A 22,336-nucleotide genomic window follows, 5' to 3' on the forward strand; every position below is an offset into this window, starting at 1 on the left:
TGTTCTAAATGTACTTTTATGGACAACTTATCGAGCAACTTGTCGTGTGACATATTGAGTTAGTTCGCATTTTCGTTAGCCTGAGTTATAATCCAGTTCTGATTTAAACTGTGCGTATTTTTACGCGCAGTTTTTTTAATTTTATATGATGCAGTAATGAGTGAATTAGTGGACAAGTACGCCGATATAAGACCTTATAATGACGATGAAGTAGCTGCTTCTGTTGAGCGCTTAATTAATGATAATGCATTTTTAGATGTGTTAGCTAAATACAATCTACCGCGATTTTTATCTACGATTCCATTTGTTGCTCGCTTTTTAGTTAAACGTCAATTGCAAAAAAAATGGGGAGATGTAAGGTCTGTAGAGCAAGTTCAGCAAGAAGTTGCTTATTACTTGGAAATGTTGGTAAAGCGTACAACGTCTGAAGTGACTTTTTCAGGTTTAGATCAGCTTGATCCTAATCAATCCTATCTGTTTATATCCAACCATCGGGATATTGTGCTCGATCCTGCGTTAGTGAACTGGGGGCTTTTTAGTCACAACATGAAAACGGTCCGCATTGCTATCGGTGATAATTTATTACAAATACCTTATATTACTGAGCTAATGCGACTCAATAAAAGCTTTATAGTTAAACGCTCTGCAAAAGCACCCAAAGAAATGCTTAAAGCACTCTCTCAGCTTTCAGCCTATATTTATGACTCGTTGAATGAAGGCCACTCTATTTGGATTGCTCAAAAAGAAGGGCGAGCAAAAGATGGCTTTGATCAAACAGATCCCGCTTTATTAAAAATGTTACAGCTGCAAGGGCGAAAGCAAAAGAAAGAGTTTGCAGAATATATACGCGAATTAAAAATAGTCCCTGTATCCATTTCGTACCAATATGAGCCTTGTGCTATTGCAAAAGCGAAAGAACTCTACCACAAACAGCATCATGGCAAATATGTAAAATCTGCTGGTGAAGATATCGCAAGTATTGTAGAAGGGTTTAGTACTGCAAAAGGACATGTACATCTAGCCTTTGGACAACCTGTAACACAAGAGTGTGATTCACCAGAGCAACTAGCTAAAACTATTGATAAACAAATTGTCGATTCATTCTTTTTACACCCAGGTAATTACATTGCTGGTGGATGCAAGCAAGCCGTGATAGATAAACAAGATGCGCAAGCATTTGAACAACGGCTTGCGCGTGTTCCTGAAGAACTGAGAGCGCTAGTTACAGCCATGTACGCAAAACCTTTTCATCGAAAAACGGAAATTAATAACGATGAGCTCTGCAAATAACTAAATAACCTGAACTCTGGATAATAAATTTATCTCCAGCGGCTACTTTCAACGCTAACTGCGTTGAATTTACTTGCAATAGGCCAGCTATTGACGCGTAAATTCGCCTTGTTATCGCTAAAAGTTTCCGGCTGGAGACTAATAAATATATTTGTGATTTAATATCAATACATTAGTACATCTCTTTGTGATTTAATATCAATACATTAGTACATCTCTTAACCAGAGTTCAGGTTAAATAACCAGAGAAAAGTCGCAATTAAGCGGCTTTTTTTTTGGTTGAAAAACGAGCTATACTAAACTTAGTATTGAATTAATAGTGTATTGCGAATGCAACAAATTGAAATATTTGAAATTCCCAGCCCTTGCAAAGGAATATGTGAGGTCAATAACCGGGGATATTGTAAGGGATGTTATCGCAGTCGAGATGAGCGCTTTTCTTGGAACTCATTCTCCAACACACAAAAAAAGAAAGTGATAGAGCTATGCCAGCAACGTTATAAGCGTTATTTACAAAAGCAACGCGCTGACATTAAAGCGCCACAGTCTGAGCAAAAGGGATTTGATTTTTAGTGGTTTAGGTGCTTTTTTCTTAACTTATCTACCGTACCATCTTGTTCAAGTAATATAAGTTGCTGTTCTAGTAACGGGATTAGATTTCTGTGTTGCTTATGTAAAAAATGAAAACTATAAATAGGCATTAATACTTCGGTTGAAAACCTTGATAAGTCAAATCTAGGGTGTTTACTTTTTAGAAGAAAATCCAACAGTAGTACACCTTCAACCTTTTTTTGAGCTAATAAATTAAGTTGTGCAGTGACACTTTTTACATTGATTACTTCGCCAATGAAAGGGTTATGATCTAAGTAGCTTTTTGCTGCAGGGTATCCCGCTTGTATGGCAATGTTTTTTAGTTGCTCAAAGCTGCATTCATCGCAATTTTTTAACAGGATCAAATTGAACTCAAATAATGGGAAGTTAACTAAATTTAAGTTTTTATATTGCTGAGAAATAGTACTAATTCGGCCTAGCTGCCCATCGAGAGTTCCGTTATTTGCAGCAGTTAAAGCGCTCTGGTGGTTAAAGTCGATTATCTTAAGTTCATAACCGAGATTACCATAAGCGACAGACATTAACTCAATGACATAACGTGCTTGAGGGGTGTCCGCTGGGCGATTAAATTGTAATGAACGAACAGCTGCTGAGCTTACTGCAGTAAAAAGCATGCAACACACCATTATTGTAATAATATAAAACTTTAACAATATGTTTCCAATATAGGGCGAAAAATCGCCATTAATCTACGTCTAAATTAACGTAAGTGCAAGTTTGAGAGTGACTATTTCTACTAATTTATAATAGTTTAATATACCCAAACCACCCCAAGATGCAGAATTCAGCGTTTCACAGGGGCTTAATATCAAGGCGTTACTTTGCAAGAATAGCCATCCCTTTTAAGAAGAAACAACGATGAGAGTAAGTCACTGTGAAACGCTCAACGGGTTGGTTTAAAAGCGATTTATACTGCGTTGTCGTTTTAAACAATAGAACCCTATTACTCGCAATCAATGCCTTGCCTAAATCGCTTTTAATTCCAACGACGCTCGCATCTTAAGGTGGCTTGGGTATATACTCAGTGCCAATATAGGTTTTAATATAGTTGGAAAATCATGGCATATAATTTGTGTTCTTTACCGCGTGATCAAAAATATCAAATTCAACTCGATTATGAGGCCTCCTTTTGGGCGTACCAAATTAAAAGAGGTAAGAAAACTCGTGAGAATGTTTATTCGACTATAAACAGTCGACCGAATGCCGAGCAGGCATTTTTAAAACAAAAATTCGAACAATATTTAGCATTAATGCAAAGCTAACAATGCCAAGGTTTGAGCGATTAACTGCGCTAAAAACCCCTCTTGTGAATAAATTTTATGCTCAACATAATGCAAGAGGACGAGCAAACAGGCAGGATGCGGTTTGGGTTGCTTATGATGGTTTTGACATTATAGCAGCATGTCGTATGCAAAATCGCGACAGCTATTTATTTTTATCCACTGTATTGGTTGCGCCACAATGGCGTAAGCAAGGTATCGCATCTAAGTTAATAAAGCAGGCAACCTCTGCACAGCAAGGTGTTGTGTACACATTTGCTTATGAAAATTTAATTCATTTCTATCAGTCAATTGGCTTTAACTTTGTGTTAACATTACCTGCGCCATTAAAGGTTCTTTTCAAGGCGTATGAGCAACGCAATATTGTTCCTTTGCAGTGCTCAATAGATGTAAATTTAGAGTATGTGAGTTAGTGAATGGGTAACTGGTTAAAAGTATGTCTCTTTACAGTGTTCGCTATTGGCGTTGGAATGGCCTTTGATGTGGGCGCTAAAGTAAAGCGTTTATCGCCCAGCGAAGGGTTATCCCAAAGCTACGTTAGCAAAATGCTGATAGACAATAATGGATACCTTTGGCTGGCGACAGAAGGGGGGTTAAATCGATACGATGGCTACCAAGTTATTCATATTGCGGGCCCTAATGGTGAGCTGGATGAAGTCATTATTGACCGTATTTACCAAGACCCTGAGGGCTATATTTGGATTGCCTCTTTATTAGCTGGATTATTTCGCTATGATCCAGTCACCGATAGTTATCAGCAGTTTTTATCAAAGCCTGTCAGTGAGGAACAATTTTTAAGCCAATCAGTTTTCAGTATGCTCGCCACCGATGATAAATCGTTATGGATAGGTCGTGGTTGGGACTTTGCCAGATTAGACCTAGCAACAAGCAAGATTGAAACTATATTTGAACTGCCTGAACGAACTCGCAGTACTGTCATTCGTGATTTATTTCATTACCAAGATTATATTTTCATCGCAACAAGTGATGGTGCCTACGTTTACAAAATTAGTACAGGTCAATACCGCTCTTTGGAGCACCTAAGTACCGAGCCTGATCATATTTATCAAAATTACGTTAAGTCATTTGCTTTAGCTGAGAATAATAAACTGTTAGTAGGAGCTGTTCGCGGTTTATATGAAGTAGATATTAGTGACTTACCAAGCATGTTTGAGCGCCCAGACACCCCGTTTAAAAATAGAACATTATTGCCAAACCTGAATATTTGGAAAATTATTAGCCACGAAGGCATGTACGACTTGGGCACAGATAAAGGGCTATTTAAATATAATGCTAAAACTGGTGAACTTGAAAAGGATAACCGTATTCAACAAAGCAATTACGCCTTATCCGACACCAGCATCATTGATATTGTAAAAAATGAAAACGGTTCAATGTGGGTAGCAACCAAAAGTGATGGTGCCTTTTACTTGCCATTTGATAGCTATAACTTTGAAAATTTAGACGCCAGTAAAATTAAAGGGGATGGTCTATCACACCCATCAATTTGGGGAATTACCGAGTACGGTGATCGGGTATGGTTGGCAACTCACAATGGCTTAACTGCTGTTGATTTAACAACGATGCAAAGCGAGGTGTTTTTAAAAGATTATCAGGTTGATTTATTTACAACTGAATTTAGCGTCTACAAAATTAAAGCGCACAAAGATAAGTTATGGTTACATACTAACCGCGGGGTCTTCAGTTTTGACCCCAATAGCTATGAAATTTTACCTGCCAAAACCAACGACCCCAGCCAACAACACTTGATCCAAGGTTGGGTGCATGGGACTGTACTTATGCCCAATGGTGAGTTGTTTTATGTACACCCTGAATATGGGGTATTTATGTACAATGTGGAAAGTCAGATTATTACACCTTTAAAAGGTGAGTTTGAGAATTTTGAACCATTTTTAGCGTATGGCTTTTTACCACCACTATCCACTAAGCCCGACTCACCTTTATTTTATAATGCGGGAGTTTTGTACCATGTAGACCCTCAAACGTATGCGCTTTCAAAAATATATACGGTTCCTGAGCAGCACGAAAATGTAGCTATTAATGTCATGTCCTACATTGTTGATAAAAATAATGTGTTGTGGATTTCACTTTCAAACTTTGGCTTGATAGGCCTTGATGCCAGCACTTATAAGCTTTTATATACCATTGATTTGGATAAAAACCAATTGGGTACTTTATTATACGATATGGTGCTTGATGAGTCTGGTATGATTTGGATGAGTAGCCATAAAGGTATATGGCGTTTAAACCCTGAAAATAAACATTTTCAGCAATTTACGGATTCTGAAGGTGTTGTTTCTACTGAGTTTAATAGTGGTGCATTTACCCGATTAAAAACAGGCCAAATTGTGTATGGCACACTCAAAGGTATTACTTACTTTTTTCCTGATGATAATAGTCCAAAGCATGGCTTAATTGATCGTGTTAATGTGACCAGCATTGATATTATGTCACGTGAATTATCTGTCGATTTAAAGCAGCCTATTAAAAAAGTGACGCTAGAGCACGATGACATAGGATTAGAGATCGCGTTTTCTGCTATGGCGTTTAATTATCAAGAACGAATTGTTTACGAGTACCAGCTTTCTGATGGGCAAAAATCGTATACCCGTAACAACAACCGAGTATTGTTTCCAAAATTAAACCCAGGTAATTACCAACTAAAAATTTGGGCTAAAGACCCATTAACAGGTGATTTTACTCGCCCCGCCACATTAGATATTGAAGTTAAATACCCACTATGGCGATCGCCACTGTTTATGGCTTTATACGCCGTTACTTTATTTGCGGTCATTGCGGGCTGGGTTATGCGCAGAAATCGTATCCAACATATATTGATGGCTGCACATAGGGAAAGTCAAGAAAGTGAAGCTAGATTAAAATTAGCGCTAGAAGGGAGTCACTCAGGTGTTTGGGATTGGCAATCATCGAGCCCTATTATCTATCAACCGAGATTGAAAAACGAACTGGGCTATGAGTTTGACACGGTTAATTTAGATGAATATTTAGCTAAAATTCACCCACAAGATAAGCAAAAATTTAGGCTCGAGTGGCTAGAGTTCTTATCGACTGAGAAAGGCTACTTCAACTGCACTTATCGGCTTCGTCATAAGGCTGGAAACTGGCGTTGGTATAAAGATTTTGGCAAAGTAGTGGCATGGCAAAGTGGCACCCCTGAGAAGGTGGCTGGTACTTATACCAATATGACAAGAGAGCTTGTTTTTGAAGAGCATGCGCGCCTATTTGGCGCTGCGTTTGAGCAAACCCGTGATTGGGTATTTATTTTAGATAAGAATCTGCGAATTTTAGCAACCAATCAAGCATTACAAAGTGCCTTCGATTTTCCTACAGATTTTAACTCTAGCCGAAGTTTACATTTAGGTATGAGTCGTTCAGAGCGAATGAACTACATACGGATAATGAAAGACCAGCACGTTGGAGAGCATTACAGTGCGGAGGATACGGTAAGGTTAGCAAATGGCGAGTTACGTCATGTATTAATTAAAATAAGCGCCGTTGCAGACAATGATAATCGCCTTGAGAGTTATGTAGTAATTTTAACCGATATACACGCCCAAAAGCTGGCAGAAAATGAATTGTTCTTGTTAGCTAACTATGACGGCCTTACTGGATTACCCAACAAAACACTCTTTAATGACCGTGTAGAGCATGCGCTTGAGCAAGCTCAATCACATCACCGAAAAGTCGCCGTACTCAATGTTAATATTAAGCGCTTTAAGCATTTTAATGACTCTCTAGGCCATGAAGCAGCAGACACTATAATTAAATTAGTGGCGCAACGTATTAAGTCGAGATTGCGCAATAATGACAGTATTGCCCGCTTTAATGGTGATGAGTTTATGCTCTTAGTAGAAGATATAGAGCATATTGAAGAAGTAGTTTTGTTGTGCGCTAAGATTATGAATAGCGTCAACGATGGCATATTAATTAACGAGCAAGTCGTAAATGTGAGCTTAAGTATTGGTGTTGCTATCTACCCCGATGATGCGAACTGCGGTAAAAGTTTACTCAAAGCCAGTGATGTGGCGCTTTATCATGCGAAAAAAAGCGCGGAAGGCAGTTACCAATTTTATAAGCAGGAAATGAATGTACATGTTCAAAGAGCATTACATTTAGAATCGCAATTAAATAAAGCCTATAAAGAGCACGAGTTTTGCAATCATTATCAGCCTATCGTAAATGCTAACAAGCAGCAGGTTGAAGGATTAGAGGTGCTGTTACGCTGGCCAGATAATGATGTGTATGGCACTCAAGAGTTTGCACTTGTGGCTGAAAGCATAGGCTTGATAACGAAGATAATGTTACAAACGTTATCGCGGGCACTTATTGAATTAAAACAATGGCAGTTAATTAACCCTAATTTGTACGTCTCGATCAATTTATCCGCACTCGACTTTGAATATAAAGGACTTGTGGATGAGATTAGCACGGCCCTAAAAAGCGCGAATGTTAAGCCAGATACCGTAGTGTTTGAAATAACAGAGTCGGTATTAATGGATGACTCAGAAGATGCGTTAAAGAGCATGCTTAAATTAAAAGACATAGGGTGTCGTTTATATATGGATGATTTTGGCACTGGGTATGCGTCACTCACTTATTTAAAACGCTTTCCCATTGATGTGTTAAAAATAGACCGTAGTTTCGTGGCAGACATAGGTATAGATAATGGTGATGAGGCGATTATCGAATCTACCATGGCATTAGCAAAAAGCTTAGGTAAAGAATGTGTTGCTGAAGGGGTAGAAACAATACAGCAGTTAGACTTTTTACGCGCACTTGGCTGTAATATGTTCCAAGGCTACCTGTTTAGTAAGCCTATTCCAGGTGATAATGTTGCAGCATTGCTGAATAAAAACTGGTGCAGCTTATTAGCTAAATCTACTGATTGAAAAGCACTTACAGCTCATTAAGTTAAAATTTCAGGTGATAGAAACCGGCTGCACTTTTATTCACTCTTTGGTTTTAGTGTTCATTCTATGAGCTCATTAAGGTCAATCTTGTCTTGCACCGCATTGACGACAATATAAGTGTTGGTTTCGCACATTGAGTTGTTCTTTTATGACTTTATTAGCCTCTTGTTTACTCAACCCCAGTTTAATGCGTAGGGTTTCTAAGTACTCAAGTTGCTCATCGTCGAGCTTACCGTCATGAAGGTTCTCGTGTACAGCATCACTAAAATCTAAACGGCGCTTTCGTAATTGCTCAGAAAAGCTAGAGGCAAGTAGCCCTGTTGGAATAGCGACCATGCCCATGCTCACTAAGGTGATCATACCGCCGAAAAAGCGACCCATAGGAGTAACTGGAACAACATCACCATAGCCTACCGTTGTCAACGTGGCCATAGCCCACCACATTGCTGCTGGTATAGAACCAAATTTATCGGGCTGTATATCGTGCTCTATCAGGTATATTCCACACGATGCTAAAATAAGCACCACCGACATGATAAAGAATGCTGCCAAAAGCGAACTACTTTCATCACGAAATGATTGCAAGAGTAGCTGCATTGCGCGCGAGTAACGAGTGAGCTTAAAAACACGTAGCAATCTGAGCACTCTTAAAAAACGTAAATCAAAGGTGATAAACATCATTAAAAGAGTAGGTAGGATTGCTACGAGATCAATTAATGCTAAAGGGGAGAGTAAATATTTTAAACGACGTTGAAAATTACCACAGTCTAGACTTTTATACTGTGCACGTTCAACGCAAGACCAAAGACGAAGTAAATACTCGATAGCAAAAATACTCACAGAAACTAACTCAAGAAGTAAAAACTCATGTTGATACTGTTGAGCCAAACTGGCAACGGATTCAAGCACAATAGCAATCACATTAATCATGATTAGCGATATTAGAAATATATCAATGTAATGCCCCGCCTTACGGTATACCCCATTACCTTCAAAAAATAGCGCTGTGCGTTTACGTAAAGTAGTCAAATTAGGTTCCGTGTGCATTTATTTTGTTACTGCTGTGTATTTAATTCAAGTACCATATTGATACTACCTTCTTCAAAATCACGACTGATTTTAAAGCCAAGCTTACGAGCAAGCTCTATCATACCGGTATTTTCAGGCAGCGTGATTCCTTCAATAACTTGCACTCCTTGGCTCTTGCAGTGCTCAATTGCGGCCTGCATTAACATACCCCCTAGCCCTAACCCTTGGCAGTTTGAGCGCACTACAATCGCAAATTCGGCTCTAATTTTATCAGGATCCATTAATACTCGCGATACACCTAAAGTCAGGTTTTGGCCTGCTTGTTCTTGTGTGATGATAAAAGCCATTTCACGGTCATAATCAATTTGTGTCATTTTTGCTAGTTGATCATGGTTAAACTGTGGCAATTCACCAAAAAAGCGTTTGTAACGATCTTCTTTGCTTAGGGATTGATCAAATGCCTGATGTGCTTGCTCATCTTCTGGCTTTATAGGGCGTAGCACTGCCTTTGTATCGTTTTTTAACGTGACATTTTTAACCAACTCAATTGGGTAAGGGCGGATAGATAAGCGCTTACGATTCGATTGTACTTGGTAGTGGCTCAGTGTAATGGTGGCATCAAGTACCAAAAACTGTCCATTACTCGCTAAAATAGGGTTTAACTCAACCGAGGTTATATCGGGTTGGTCAATGACCAGTTGTGATATTCGTGTAAGTAAAGCACACAGGCGGTACTTATCAACTTTTTCAGGCAAAATACGATCTTTCAGTACGCCTTTATCATGTGCGGCAGCAATTAAGTATTTTGCTAAATTCATGTTCAATGGTGGCAGCGCAACAGCAGCCTGAGCAAACTCAAGCCCTGTGCCGGCTTCTCCAAGGAGTATAACAGGGCCAAAATTAGGCTCAGTTTTTACCGCAATACGTAGTTCATTAGCACCCGCACGTGGTGCCATTTTTTGCAATGAATAGCCTTCAATAATAGCATCAGGGTAAGTGTTTTTAATTCGTAACAACATAGCAAAAGCGGTCTGTTCAACTTCTTGTGCATCATTAAGGTTTAGTACCACTCCCCCGACTTCTGATTTAGAAGGAATGCTTGGGCTTATCAGCTTTAAGGCAACGGGAAAGCCTAAATCGATTGCCTGTTCTTTTGCTTCTGTTGGCGTGTAAGCGACTTCAGTTTGAATGCACTCAATACCATAGTGAGCAAGGATTTGGCTTGATTGATGGGTAGATAAGTAACTTTGTTGGTCGGCTAAAAATTGATGCACTAACTCTTTCGCAGCGCTTTTATTTATTTTCGCATTGTCGGTATTTGACTCCGGAGTTTGCGTTAGATGCTTTTGATTTCGTCGGTATATAACAAGGTGCATATATGCCCTTACCGCGCCTTCAGGAGTCCTGTATGTAGGGATGGCATGCGTGCTGCACAACTTCCTCGCAGCATAAGCAGCATCTTCGCCCATAAAGTTGGTGATAACATACGGCCGTGCCATTTTAGGTAATGTATTTAGGGTTTGTGCGATAATTTGTGCGTATTCTTCGCTTGGGGCAATCGCCGAAGGAGTGTGAATAATTAAAAGGTTTTTAACTTCTTTTGCGTGCAATAAAATTTCAAGTGCTTGCTTATAGCGGGTAGGGGAAGAGTCGCCAAAAATATCAACTGGGTTAGAGGTCATATCTGATTGCGGAATGACTTTATTAAGTGCTGCGCGAGTTTCTTCGCTCAGTTGAGTAAGCTTCCCTGAGCTTTGTAATAAGCTATCAACCGCCATTACACCAGGCCCGCCGCCATTCGTTAAAATGGTGAGTTGTTCTATTTGTAGTAGTTTAGGGTGCATTGCAAGCGTTTGAGTTGCTGCAAAAAGCTCTGTTAAATCGCTTACCCTTAACATACCAGCTCGTTGAAATAACGCATCATAAACGGCGTCTGAGCTTTGTTTTCCACCAGTATGAATTTCAGCAGCGAGTGCGCCAGCGGCCGTTTTGCCTGTTTTAATTGCAATTACAGGTTTACTGAATGCTGCTGCACGCGCAGCTGAAATAAAGCTTCTGATATTTTCTATGTTATCTATGTACAGTAATATCGCTTTGGTTTTTGCGTCTCGACCCAAAAAGTCCAATAACTCAGCAAAGTCGATATCTAAACAGTCTCCCACAGACACAAAGTAAGAAAAACCAATCTCTTTATTCTTTGCCCAGTCTAAAATCGTTGAACATACAGCTGCAGACTGGGAAATGAAGGCAATTTTACCCGGTGAAGTGACCGTGTGGGAAAAGCTCGCATTAAGGCCTATGTGTGGAATAAGTAATCCTAAACAATTGGGTCCAAGCAGTGATACATTGGCTGCTTTAGCCGCAACTTTCAGCGACTCTTTTTGTTCTATACTCATTCCTGCAGCAATGACTACGGCATTTTTGCAACCGAACTCACCCAGCTCAACTATAATGTCTGTTACTGTATGTTTGTTGGTACAAATAACGGCCAGATCAGGCACCATGGGTAATTTAGTGATAGAGGAGTAGGCCAGTACACCATGCACGGCTTTGTGTGTCGGGCTGACAGGCATTATGGGACCTTTAAACCCACCCTGAAGCAAATTACGCATCACTATAAAGCCTGCACGAGATGCATTATTTGATGCCCCAATCACGGCGACTGAGGTAGGGTTAAAAAATTGGCTAATGCGCTTAACACTCATGGCTTTTCCTTTGCTGTAAAGTGGCGGTTAAGGTTAATCACTTAAACTCTAGCATTTAAATTTTAATGAAACACGTTTTAGTGCTATTTTTCGCGATCTATATCAAGGAGTTATAAATGAGTAAAACACAAAGTACTCATATTGCCATTGCAGCCGTTGCATTTGTAATTGGTCTATTAGGGTTAGGGGTTATTTTAAAAAGTGCTGCAATCGATGTAAAAAGCATGGAACGTACAGTCACGGTTAAAGGTCTTGCAGAGATGGAGGTCGAAGCTGATACAGTTATATGGCCATTACAATTTAGTGATGCGGATAACGACCTTGAAAAGCTCGTTGAGCGAATTGAACAAAAAAATGATGCAGTTATCGCATTTTTAAAATTACATGGTTTTGATGACAACGAAATAAGTCGTGGAGCTCAGTCCATAGTTGATAAACAAGCGCGAGAATATGGCGGCGAAAACCAACAGTTTAGATACATAGCGCGTGCCAATATTACAGTTTATTCATCGCAGCCATCAAAAGTGCAAAATGCCTTAGCAAAAGTAAGCCAATTAGCCAGGCAGGGGATTGCAATAGTGCAAGATAGTTACGAAACCCGCATTGAGTATTTGTTTACCGGCCTAAATGATGTAAAACCTGCGATGGTGCAAGAAGCGACAGAAAAGGCACGCGAAGTCGCCATTAAGTTTGCTAAAGACTCACAATCTCAATTAGGTAAAATAAAAACAGCGCGTCAGGGGCAGTTTAGTATTTCGAACAGAGATTCAAATACACCTCAGCTTAAAAAAGTGCGTGTGGTGACGAGCGTAGAATATTACTTGTCAGATTAATTTACCCAGCGTCTGGCGTTTAATGTAATCAGTAATGTGAACACTCTAAGGCGCGATTGTAATTAAAGTTAGCTCTTCACGGCCACTCTTTTTAATGTTGTTGAAGGTAAGTCTCAATTTTTTCTGTTTTACAACGCAGGTAAGCGCTTGCTAACAGCACTGTGTACTCATTAAGGCTTTGACTTTTTAGTGTGTTTTTTAGCATGATCAGCGCTTTTAAAAATGCAGCTGTATTGATGTCTTCGTGCTGTTTAAACTGCGCTTCCATTAGCGCGAGCAGTGCGGAAAATTCGTGCTTAGGTAAACTTTTTTGTTCAACATTGCACGTGATGTAACATGCAACAGGCGTTAATCCTGCATTATTTGCTTGTGTAAGTGCGAGTAAGAGGCTTTCATTGCTTTCAAATAGCATTAATGAACGAACATAATTAAAGGGAAGTTTATTAGCTGCGCAGTGGCTAAATAATGTGTGAATCACATTGTTATTTTGGCCATTTTGCAGTGCAAAGCCATTGTTAAATTTAAGCCCAGGAGTAAAGAAGCTTAATAAGTCAGTGTTTTTAAATTCACTAATCAAATCTTTAGGAAATGGATGCTCTGTAAGTATTCGGGTCGCTACATTTTGCAAATAGCTGTATTTAACATCCATCCGCTGTGCAGTTTGATATAAATGTACCAATTGCATGCTTTGTTGCTGTGACGATAATGTAGGGAAGTCATCCACAACAGCTTGTAGCTGGTGGTGCTGTAACTGGTGTGTTAGTTGTTTTATACATGTATCCATTGGTATTCCCTCATTATCGTTTATTCTATCCTAGCTGAAACCATTTACAGGTCAAGCTGTTAACTAGGTTTACAAACAGCAAAAAGGCCGCAATTGCGGCCTTTAATATACTAACTTAGGTGTTGTTAAGCTGCTGATTTACTTGCAACCCATTGGTCAACAAATGTTTCTAGTACGTTTAAGGGTACTGCACCATTTTTTAATACAACGTCATGGAATTCACGAATATCAAACTTGTCACCAAGTTTCACTTTCGCAGCTTCACGTAGCTCTAAAATCTTAAGCATACCTACTTTGTAAGCTGTTGCTTGTGAAGGCATTACAACGTGACGTTCAACCATTTTTACGCCATCTGAGGTCGCGTTTGGTGTGTTATTCACGTAGTAGTCGATACCTTGTTGGCGAGTCCACTTCATTTCGTGGATACCGGTATCTACAACTAATCGACATGCACGCCATAGTTCCATAGCAAGGCGGCCGAAATCTGAATATGGGTCTTCATATAGGCCCATTTCTTTTGGTACTAATTCAGAGTATAAACCCCAGCCTTCAATGTACGCTGTGTAGCCACCGAATTTACGGAATTTAGGCACGCCTTCTAGTTCTTGCGAAATAGCAATTTGCATATGGTGGCCAGGCATACCTTCATGATAAGCAAGTGCTTCCATTTGATATGTTGGCATCGCTTCCATATCGTAAAGGTTTGCGTAGTAGATACCAGGGCGTGAACCATCTGGTGCAGGTTGCTGATAGAATGCTTTACCTGCAGCTTTTTCACGGAATGCTTCAACTGCTTTTACTTTTAAATCAGCTTTTGGCTTAACAATGAAAAGCTCGTCTAAACGCGTCTTCATGTTATCAATCATAGCCGTTGCTTCGTCAAGGTAGCGTTGCTTACCCTCAGCTGTATTCGGGTAATAAAATTGTTTGTCAGTTTTCATAAACTGCATAAACGCTTTTAAATCACCTTTAAAGCCAACCTTGTCTTTGATTTCACGCATTTCATCATGAATACGAGACACTTCAGCTAGGCCTATAGTGTGGATTTCTTTTGCTGTTAGGTCAGTCGTCGTTGTACGTGCTAATGCGTTGTTGTAGAACGCTTCACCATCAGGGAATTTCCAAGCACCATCGCGGTCGTCAGCACGTTTTTCAAGCTGCGCTAAGTAATTAATAAGCTTAGAGTAAGATGGCTTTATAGCTGACTTAAGTGCTGCTTCAGCATCGCTGATCAGGCTATCTTTCTGTGCTTGTTCGATTTCTAGTGCAGCTACTTTACGCTTAAAGTCAGCAAGTAACGTCGAATCTTCGCCTTTTTCAAATGGCGCGCCAACAATGATATTTTTGCTTGAGTCAATCACATGTGGAAACACAAACTTAGGCGCAATAATGCCTTTGTCAGCGCGTGTTTCTAAATCTTTAATTAACTGATCGATAACGGTTGTTACACCGTTCAGACGCGAGATATACGCTTTAGCATCTGATAAGTCAGACACTTGATGCTGGTTTATCATAAACGCAGGGATCATCGAGTGAACACCAAACATTTGGTTCACTGGGTAATTATGGTAGCGCCACTTAAAATCAGCGATGCTGTTTTCAAGGTCTTGTTTTTTAAGGTCGTAGCTTACTTTCGTATTTTCATCGAGTAGGTCACGGTTAATCGCATTTAATGCTATTAAGTCGTCTTTAGTTTGCTGAAGATCTTTAAGTGCTTTTTCTTCGCTACCATCATCCCATTTGTCGTAATCTTTTTTGATACCCATGTAAGTTTGATAAACAGGACTGCTCATCACGTCACGGTTGAAGGTATCTTCAAAAAACGCATTGGCTTTGTCAATTTCGCTTTGAACAGGTTGCACTTGAACTGTTTGAGTGCTTTTTTGCTCAGTCATTTGCTGGCAGCCACCTAGCAGTGCAATACTCACTGCGGCAGCGATAAAGGTAAGTTTACGCATGTTTTCCCTTTTGTTGTTAGAAACCAATAAAGGTTATAAATTAATTATTATTAGTATGAGGCGACAAGCTCTACACTCGCCACTACACAAACAATTCTAGCAGGTCATTTAAAAAACGATGACCTTTTTGGCTTACTTGCCAGTAGTTGTCCATATCAATAAGTAAGCCCTTATTTATCGCTTTGTTCAAGGCTTGCGAATGACTTTGTAGCGATAAATTTGTAAGTGCATGTAAATCACTTTTAGGGCAGGCTTCGAAAAGTCTAAAACGATTCATAAAGTATTCAAAAGGTAAGTCGTCTTTTTCAACCGTCCACTGCTTAAATAAATAAGGTTTAGCCAAGTCCATGTAGCCACGTGGATGTTTTACTTTCATGGTACGTGTGATTTTCCCTGAGGCTGTATCAGTAACTTTACCATGTGCGCCGCAGCCTATTCCTAAATAGTCGCCAAAGCGCCAATAATTCAAGTTATGTTGGCATTGATACCCCGGTTTTGCATAGCCTGAAATTTCATATTGTTGGTAACCTGCATCAGCTAGTAAAGCTTGACCCTGCTCTTGGATATCCCACAATGTGTCGTCAGGTGGAAGAGTGGGGGGTTTTGAAGCAAATTGGGTATTGGCTTCAATAGTCAATTGATACCATGATATGTGGGGAGGATTTAATGCAATGACTTTTTTTAAGTCGCTAAGCGCATCGTCTAAAGATTGTCCTGGAAGGCCATGCATAAGGTCGAGGTTAAAACTATTTAAACCAGCTTCATGGGCTTGCTGTGCAGCATAAACGGCTTCATCAGCGCCATGAATGCGACCAAGTGCTTTGAGCTTATCGTTTTGCATGCTTTGCACACCAATCGATATACGATTAATACCTGCCGCGACATATTCTTTAAAGCGGCCTGTTTCAACGGTTCCCGGGTTTGCTTCTAAAGTTATTTCACAGTTGTCTGCTAAACCAATTAATGAATCTACCGCATTTAATAAGCTGACATACGCGTTACCCGTTAGTAGGCTAGGGGTGCCACCGCCGATAAAAATAGAGTGAATTTTACGCCCTTGGACAAGGTGTAAGTCAGCTTTCAAATCATCAATTAAGTGTTGAACGTATTCTTTTTCAGGAATATCACCTTTTTGGCCATGGCTATTAAAGTCACAATAAGGGCACTTTTGCACGCACCAAGGAACGTGCACATATAAACTTAGAGGGGGTAATTTCACAGGCCGCCTTTTAGTTTAAGCTCTGCTAGCAAAGCGTTTAGTGCTTGGCCACGATGGCTAATAGCATTTTTTTGCTCTTTTGTTAGCTGCGCACTTGTGCAATTAAGTTCAGGGACATAAAAAATGGGGTCGTAACCAAAGCCACCTTGACCATCTTGGCTTTGCGTTATTTGACCTTCCCAACTTGCACTGCAAATAAGAGGTGTTGGGTCATCGCTATGGCGCATTAGTACCAATACACACCAAAAGCGAGCGCTACGAATCGGGTTATCACCTAACTCAATTAAAAGCTTGTCGATATTGTCTTGGTCAGTGGCATCGTCACCAGCGAAGCGAGCAGAGTATACGCCTGGTGCACCGTTTAGTGCGTCAACCTCTAAACCTGAATCATCTGCAATGGCGGGTAACCCGGTTACTTTTGCAGCGTGGCGGGCTTTTATTATCGCATTTTCAACAAACGTCGTGCCGGTTTCTGGCACGCTAGAGACATTAAAATCACTTTGCGGGACTACGTTAATGTCGAGGGGGGTGAGCATCTGTGCTAATTCTTTAACCTTTCCTTGGTTACCTGTGGCTAAAACTAAGGTTTTTGTCATGATTTAATCTACATAAAATTTTTGTTGAAACTGTAACTTTTGAAATTGATTGTTCTGTTTTATTTCGATATCGAAACGTAAAATTTCTTCATTGGTAAACTTCACTTGTGCAAGGTAGTAAACAGATTCGCCTTCAATCACTTCTTTAAACGTGAGGGTTTGTTTATTGCCAAGTAAGTTTTTAGCTGTGCCAGTAAGAGTAACTGTTTGTGCCGTTTTATCTGCAGTGTTTTTTAAAATTGAAATATTAACAATGCCTTTATAATCACTGCGCTCTAAGCCGTATGCTTTCGCTATTTGTGGTTGAATAAATGTTGATGGAAATGCAATGTAGTGAACCTGCCAAGGCCCGAGCTCTTTATATTGGCCTCCTTGTTGCTGTTCACTATGCGCACTAAACGTGATGCCTGCTAATGCAAAAAATAAAATACTTACAAGCTTTTTCATATTTGACCTTTAAAAAAAGAGGCCTAATGGCCTCGATCATGCAAATGTGTTAACCGATTAAATCCATAAAGAGGATTTGACCAAATTGTAGAGCAATAATGAGTACAACTATAGATAGATCAAAGCCACCCAATGGCGGTATTATTCTACGGATTGGTTTCAACATTGGCTCAGTTAACTGATGGAAAACAGCCTCGATAGGGTTGTAACCTTGGCTTACCCAGCTTAATAAAGCACGAATAATTAGGACCCAAAACATGAGGTTAAGAGCTTCTTTTATTACCGTTATAAAAGCTGATACGAAAACCGTTTGTGCAGCCCAACCACCATAAAACAAAAGCATTAAGGTTGAAATTTTTGCCACCGCAACAATAAATGCCAACAACAGCGAGGCTAAGTCTAAGCCACCAAAACCGGGAATAATTTTGCGTAGTGGGTTAACAGCAAATGAGGTTGCTTTAACAACAAACTGACTCAATGGATTGTAAAAGTCAGCTTTGGCTGTTTGGAGCCAAAAGCGAAGCAGCACCACCATCAAAAACAGATCAAATACAATCCCGACTAAAAATTGCATGGCATTCATAATTTACCTCGAAAAATGAGCGTTATCGCTTAGGGTCAGTTGACCTTCACGGATTAAAATTTGTTCAAGCTAAGGGCGGTTCAATCGCGGCGCCAAGTTTGTAACTTAGTGGACTAAGTAAAAACCGAGCTACAAAGAGTAAATCGCCCCGAGGCAGAACCTTTCGGGCAGCGTCTGTTTGGCATTAATACTGCATTTCACCTATTTATGATGAACAACCACACAACATAGGCGCGGCCTTATCTAAATACCAAACAAACTGGTGTAAATTCAACCTAAAAAGGTCAATAGGTCCTGGTTAAAGCTCTTGTTCCATTTGTTCTGCGCGAGCAATACAAGCATCCATTGCATCTGCAACGGTACCTGTTAGACCTTGCTCTTTTAAGTGCTCAACAGCAGCATGCGTTGTGCCACCTTTCGAAGTAACATTGGCACGCAGTTGCGAAATACTGATATCAGGCTGCGATAAAGCCATTTCTGCGGCACCTAATGCGGTTTGTTGCACTAAACGGCGCGCATCGTCATCACTAAAGCCCAAGGCTTTTGCTTTTTCTTCGATGGCTTCCATGAATAAAAAGAAGTAAGCAGGCGATGAGCCGGTCACGGCAATGATATTGTTTATTTCAGACTCTTGATCAACCCAAACCGCAATACCTGTGCACTCAAAGACCTGTTGTACAAAGTCATGTTCGTCAGCCGTTTCATCTGCGCCGAACAAACCAGATACACCACGACCAAGTAAAGAAGGGGTGTTAGGCATACAGCGCACCATTTTCACTTTTTGGCCAAGCATTTCACGTAATCGATTAACTGTTAAGCCTGCTGCAACAGAGATAAACAGTTTATCACTAAAGTCCACACCCGAATCTTGGAAAGATTGGCATAAGTCGCCCATCATTTGTGGCTTAACTGATAACACAATTACATCGGCATCACGCAGTGCTGCGTTGTTGTCGGCGGTGGTTTTAACCCCGAAGTCTGCTGCTACCTTAGCGAGTTTTTCTTGGTTTCTGTTTGTCGCAATGATATTCGATGCTGCAAACCCATTTTTAACCATGCCACCAATAATGGCATAGCTCATATTACCTGTGCCTATGAACGCAATTGTTTTATCTGTCATACTTTAGTTATCACCTTAGCTTCGTTGGCCAAAAATATCCGTGCCGATCCGTACCATGGTCGAGCCTGCAGCAATTGCTGCTTCTACATCACCACTCATACCCATCGACAAGGTGTCTATTTGAGGATATAAGGCCTTAAGTCTATCAAAGCAAGTCGCTAATTGCTCAAAATATTGTGTTTGCTGCTGTGAATCGTCAGTTTTTGCGGGGATAGCCATGATTCCACGTAACGTTAAATTTGCGCAATCATCAACATATTCAGCTAAATCCATAAGATCGTCAGGGTGACAGCCCGATTTAGCTGGTTCTAAACTTATATTTACTTGAATTAATACGTTCAGTGGTGGTCTATTTTCTGGGCGTTGATCATTTAAGCGTTTAGCAATTTTTTCACGCTCAATGCTTTGCACCCAATCAAAATGTTTAGCGACCAACGCTGTTTTATTCGATTGAATAGGGCCGATGAAATGCCAAGTTATATCGCTATATTCTTCAAGTTGAATGGCTTTATCAACGGCTTCTTGAACATAAGATTCACCAAATTCTCTGTGCCCTTGCTGATAAGCGGCTAAAATGTATTCAGCAGGTTTTGTTTTTGATACCGCAAGTAAGCTGATATCGTGTTCATTACGGTGGCTTTTTTTTGCTGCATTTACAATTCTTGCATAGGCGGCGTTAAGTCGTTCTGGTATTGTAACCATATAATTATCAGTTGGTTGTGGAGTCATAAATGGATATTACCGAATTATTGGCCTTTAGTGTTCAACATAAAGCATCGGATCTGCACTTATCATCAGGTGTTGCCCCTATGATACGTGTCGATGGCGATGTGCGTCGTATAAACATTCCAGCACTGGAAGATAAAGATGTAAACAGCTTAGTTTACGACATTATGAATGATAATCAACGAAAGGATTACGAGCAAAACCTGGAAGTCGATTTCTCTTTTGAGGTGCCTAATTTAGCGCGTTTTCGTGTTAATGCTTTTAATTCTAACCGCGGGCCTGCTGCTGTATTTCGTACCATCCCAAGTGAAGTACTAACATTAGACGATTTGGGTGCCCCTGATATATTTAAAACGATTTCAGATAACCCCCGAGGTTTGGTGCTTGTCACGGGACCAACGGGCTCGGGTAAATCAACGACTCTGGCAGCTATGGTCGATTACATTAATCAAAATAAGCACCACCACATCTTAACGATTGAAGATCCAATTGAATTTGTCCACGACAATAAACTATCGCTGATCAACCAACGTGAAGTTCATCGCGATACACACAGTTTTTCCAATGCACTGAGAAGTTCGTTACGTGAAGACCCTGATGTTATTTTGGTAGGGGAATTACGTGACTTAGAAACCATTCGTCTGGCGATGACTGCAGCTGAAACCGGTCACTTAGTGTTTGGTACTTTGCATACTACATCTGCGCCAAAAACTATTGACCGTATTATCGATGTGTTCCCGGGTGAAGAAAAAGACATGGTCAGATCCATGCTTTCTGAATCACTACGTGCGGTTATATCACAAACCTTACTTAAAAAAGTGGGGGGAGGACGAGTTGCAGCACACGAGATTATGATAGGCGTACCAGCAATAAGAAACTTAATTCGAGAGGATAAAATTGCGCAAATGTATTCATCAATTCAAACTGGGTCATCTCATGGTATGCAAACCATGGATCAATGTTTAATCAATCTTGTGAATCATGGTGTTGTTTCCAATGCTGAAGCGCGCGCTAAAGCCCAAGATAAAGCTAATTTTGGCGGTTAACCCTTTGCCCCTGCAATAAGGAAAAGTATGTCTCACTCTCTAAATTACTTTTTACAGTTGATGATAGATAAGGAAGGGTCTGATTTATTTGTATCAAGCCAACTACCTGTCAGTGCTAAAATAAATGGTGAGTTGATTGCCTTAGGTGATGATAAACTTACTGATGAGGAGTCGCTCGCGTTTGTTGAATCAGCAATGAGCGAAAAACAAAAAGCAGAGTTTCATAACTCCAAAGAGTGTAATTTTGCCATAGCGACAGACGAAGGCCGGTTTAGGGTTTCTGCTTTTTGGCAGCGCGACCGTGCAGGTATGGTCATTCGCCGTATCGTAACCCAAATACCAGACGTGAACGATCTAGGCCTGCCTTCAACATTGACTGATGTGATCATGGCTAAGCGGGGGTTGGTACTCTTTGTTGGTGGAACTGGTACGGGTAAGTCAACGTCACTTGCTGCACTACTTGGTTATCGTAACCGCAATCAGCGGGGACATATTCTAACAATAGAAGATCCGATCGAATTTGTGCATGAGCACCGTAAGAGTATTATTACTCAACGTGAGGTCGGTCTTGATACAGATAGCTTTGAATCTGCTTTAAAAAGCTCATTACGCCAAGCTCCTGACGTTATTCTAATCGGTGAGATACGCTCACAAGAGACTATGGAATATGCACTTAGTTTTGCGGAGACAGGCCACCTTTGTGTAGCAACGCTGCATGCAAATAACGCCAACCAAGCTATTGACCGCATTATGCACTTGGTACCAAAAGAAAAACACGACAAACTCAAATATGATCTATCATTAAATTTACGAGCAATTATTGCACAGCAATTGATCCCAACCTCTGATGGCAATGGCCGTGTTGCTGCCATTGAAGTTTTGCTTAATTCTCCGATTGTAGGTGAGCTAATTAAAAAAGGAGATATTGGCGGAATTAAAGAAGCCATGGCAAAAGCCAAAGATATGGGCATGCAAACGTTCGATCAGGCTTTGTTTGAGCTTTATAAGCAACAACGCATTAATTACGCAGATGCGCTTCATCACGCTGATTCACCAAACGACTTACGTTTGATGATTAAACTTAGAAACAATGAACAGCAAGGAGCTGGCTTTTTACAAGGTGTAACCATTGATGGCTTAGACAACAAAGGTTAGC

Annotated in this window: 19 protein-coding genes; 8 read left to right on the forward strand and 11 right to left on the reverse strand. The window is 40.3% G+C overall.

What is annotated here, in order from left to right; translation table 11 throughout:
* Positions 1–156: 156 nt before the first annotated feature.
* Complete coding sequence (locus ACFI4Z_RS09360; protein ID WP_462670346.1) at positions 157–1,290, forward strand: 1-acyl-sn-glycerol-3-phosphate acyltransferase; 1,134 nt, start codon at positions 157–159, stop codon at positions 1,288–1,290.
* 330 nt (positions 1,291–1,620) lie between these two features.
* Positions 1,621–1,863 (forward strand): DUF1289 domain-containing protein, encoded by a 243-nt coding sequence (locus ACFI4Z_RS09365; RefSeq protein ID WP_462670347.1) that lies wholly within the window; start codon positions 1,621–1,623, stop codon positions 1,861–1,863.
* On the opposite strand, the gene ACFI4Z_RS09370 is transcribed toward ACFI4Z_RS09365, so the two are convergent.
* A complete protein-coding gene (locus tag ACFI4Z_RS09370) occupies positions 1,860–2,516 on the reverse strand; it encodes a hypothetical protein (RefSeq protein ID WP_462670348.1) in 657 nt (218 codons plus the stop codon). The genes ACFI4Z_RS09365 and ACFI4Z_RS09370 overlap by 4 nt on opposite strands.
* A 444-nt stretch (positions 2,517–2,960) precedes the next feature.
* Between ACFI4Z_RS09370 and ACFI4Z_RS09375 the strand changes: the two genes are divergently transcribed.
* The 3 genes from ACFI4Z_RS09375 to ACFI4Z_RS09385 are packed head-to-tail and all read left to right on the forward strand — an operon-like array spanning position 2,961 to position 8,113.
* Positions 2,961–3,164: a DUF3283 family protein gene (locus ACFI4Z_RS09375; RefSeq protein WP_394192657.1), complete on the forward strand. Its 204-nt coding sequence runs from the start codon at positions 2,961–2,963 to the stop codon at positions 3,162–3,164.
* A 2-nt stretch (positions 3,165–3,166) separates the two neighbouring features.
* A complete protein-coding gene (locus ACFI4Z_RS09380; protein WP_462670349.1) occupies positions 3,167–3,595 on the forward strand; it encodes a GNAT family N-acetyltransferase in 429 nt (142 codons plus the stop codon).
* A gap of 3 nt (positions 3,596–3,598) precedes the next feature.
* Entirely contained in the window at positions 3,599–8,113 is a 4,515-nt protein-coding gene (locus ACFI4Z_RS09385) for an EAL domain-containing protein (protein WP_462670350.1), read from the forward strand.
* Between the two features lie 102 nt (positions 8,114–8,215).
* Here ACFI4Z_RS09385 and ACFI4Z_RS09390 read toward each other — a convergent pair whose 3' ends face one another.
* Both ACFI4Z_RS09390 and ACFI4Z_RS09395 read right to left on the reverse strand, forming a co-directional pair.
* On the reverse strand, positions 8,216–9,181 hold the full coding sequence (locus ACFI4Z_RS09390; RefSeq protein WP_462670351.1) for an ion transporter: 966 nt from the start codon (positions 9,179–9,181) through the stop codon (positions 8,216–8,218).
* 8 nt (positions 9,182–9,189) lie between these two features.
* Positions 9,190–11,868, reverse strand: coding sequence for a bifunctional acetate--CoA ligase family protein/GNAT family N-acetyltransferase (locus ACFI4Z_RS09395; RefSeq protein WP_462670352.1), 2,679 nt, complete (start codon positions 11,866–11,868; stop codon positions 9,190–9,192).
* Between the two features lie 116 nt (positions 11,869–11,984).
* On the opposite strand from ACFI4Z_RS09395, the gene ACFI4Z_RS09400 reads away from it, so the two are divergent.
* Positions 11,985–12,701 carry an SIMPL domain-containing protein gene (locus tag ACFI4Z_RS09400; protein WP_462670353.1) on the forward strand — a complete coding sequence of 239 codons (717 nt, stop codon included), beginning with the start codon at positions 11,985–11,987 and terminating at the stop codon, positions 12,699–12,701.
* 91 nt (positions 12,702–12,792) lie between these two features.
* Here ACFI4Z_RS09400 and ACFI4Z_RS09405 read toward each other — a convergent pair whose 3' ends face one another.
* The 8 genes from ACFI4Z_RS09405 to ACFI4Z_RS09440 all read right to left on the reverse strand — a co-directional run bounded on the left by ACFI4Z_RS09405 (position 12,793) and on the right by ACFI4Z_RS09440 (position 20,137).
* A complete protein-coding gene (locus tag ACFI4Z_RS09405; RefSeq protein ID WP_462670354.1) occupies positions 12,793–13,485 on the reverse strand; it encodes a hypothetical protein in 693 nt (230 codons plus the stop codon).
* A 125-nt stretch (positions 13,486–13,610) separates the two neighbouring features.
* Positions 13,611–15,443, reverse strand: a complete 1,833-nt coding sequence (locus tag ACFI4Z_RS09410) for a DUF885 domain-containing protein (RefSeq protein WP_462670355.1) — start codon at positions 15,441–15,443, stop codon at positions 13,611–13,613.
* 82 nt (positions 15,444–15,525) lie between these two features.
* Entirely contained in the window at positions 15,526–16,662 is a 1,137-nt protein-coding gene (gene hemW, locus ACFI4Z_RS09415) for a radical SAM family heme chaperone HemW (RefSeq protein WP_462670356.1), read from the reverse strand.
* Positions 16,659–17,258 carry an XTP/dITP diphosphatase gene (locus ACFI4Z_RS09420; protein WP_462670357.1) on the reverse strand — a complete coding sequence of 200 codons (600 nt, stop codon included), beginning with the start codon at positions 17,256–17,258 and terminating at the stop codon, positions 16,659–16,661. The genes hemW and ACFI4Z_RS09420 overlap by 4 nt, the downstream gene beginning before the upstream one ends.
* Positions 17,259–17,261: 3 nt before the next feature.
* The gene (locus ACFI4Z_RS09425) at positions 17,262–17,705 is read right to left on the reverse strand and encodes a DUF4426 domain-containing protein (protein ID WP_462670358.1); all 444 of its coding nucleotides are present in this window, start codon (positions 17,703–17,705) and stop codon (positions 17,262–17,264) included.
* A gap of 49 nt (positions 17,706–17,754) precedes the next feature.
* On the reverse strand, positions 17,755–18,288 hold the full coding sequence (locus tag ACFI4Z_RS09430) for a YggT family protein (protein WP_394192672.1): 534 nt from the start codon (positions 18,286–18,288) through the stop codon (positions 17,755–17,757).
* A gap of 298 nt (positions 18,289–18,586) precedes the next feature.
* A complete protein-coding gene (gene proC / locus ACFI4Z_RS09435; protein ID WP_135473753.1) occupies positions 18,587–19,408 on the reverse strand; it encodes a pyrroline-5-carboxylate reductase in 822 nt (273 codons plus the stop codon).
* 15 nt (positions 19,409–19,423) lie between these two features.
* Positions 19,424–20,137 (reverse strand): YggS family pyridoxal phosphate-dependent enzyme, encoded by a 714-nt coding sequence (locus ACFI4Z_RS09440; RefSeq protein ID WP_462670359.1) that lies wholly within the window; start codon positions 20,135–20,137, stop codon positions 19,424–19,426.
* A gap of 2 nt (positions 20,138–20,139) precedes the next feature.
* On the opposite strand from ACFI4Z_RS09440, the gene ACFI4Z_RS09445 reads away from it, so the two are divergent.
* Together ACFI4Z_RS09445 and ACFI4Z_RS09450 are read left to right on the forward strand one after the other, a co-directional pair.
* Positions 20,140–21,180, forward strand: coding sequence for a type IV pilus twitching motility protein PilT (locus ACFI4Z_RS09445; protein WP_099296268.1), 1,041 nt, complete (start codon positions 20,140–20,142; stop codon positions 21,178–21,180).
* A 27-nt stretch (positions 21,181–21,207) separates the two neighbouring features.
* Positions 21,208–22,335: a PilT/PilU family type 4a pilus ATPase gene (locus tag ACFI4Z_RS09450; RefSeq protein WP_099296269.1), complete on the forward strand. Its 1,128-nt coding sequence runs from the start codon at positions 21,208–21,210 to the stop codon at positions 22,333–22,335.
* Position 22,336 lies beyond the last annotated feature (1 nt).

This window comes from Pseudoalteromonas sp. RWi3 (assembly GCF_054960735.1).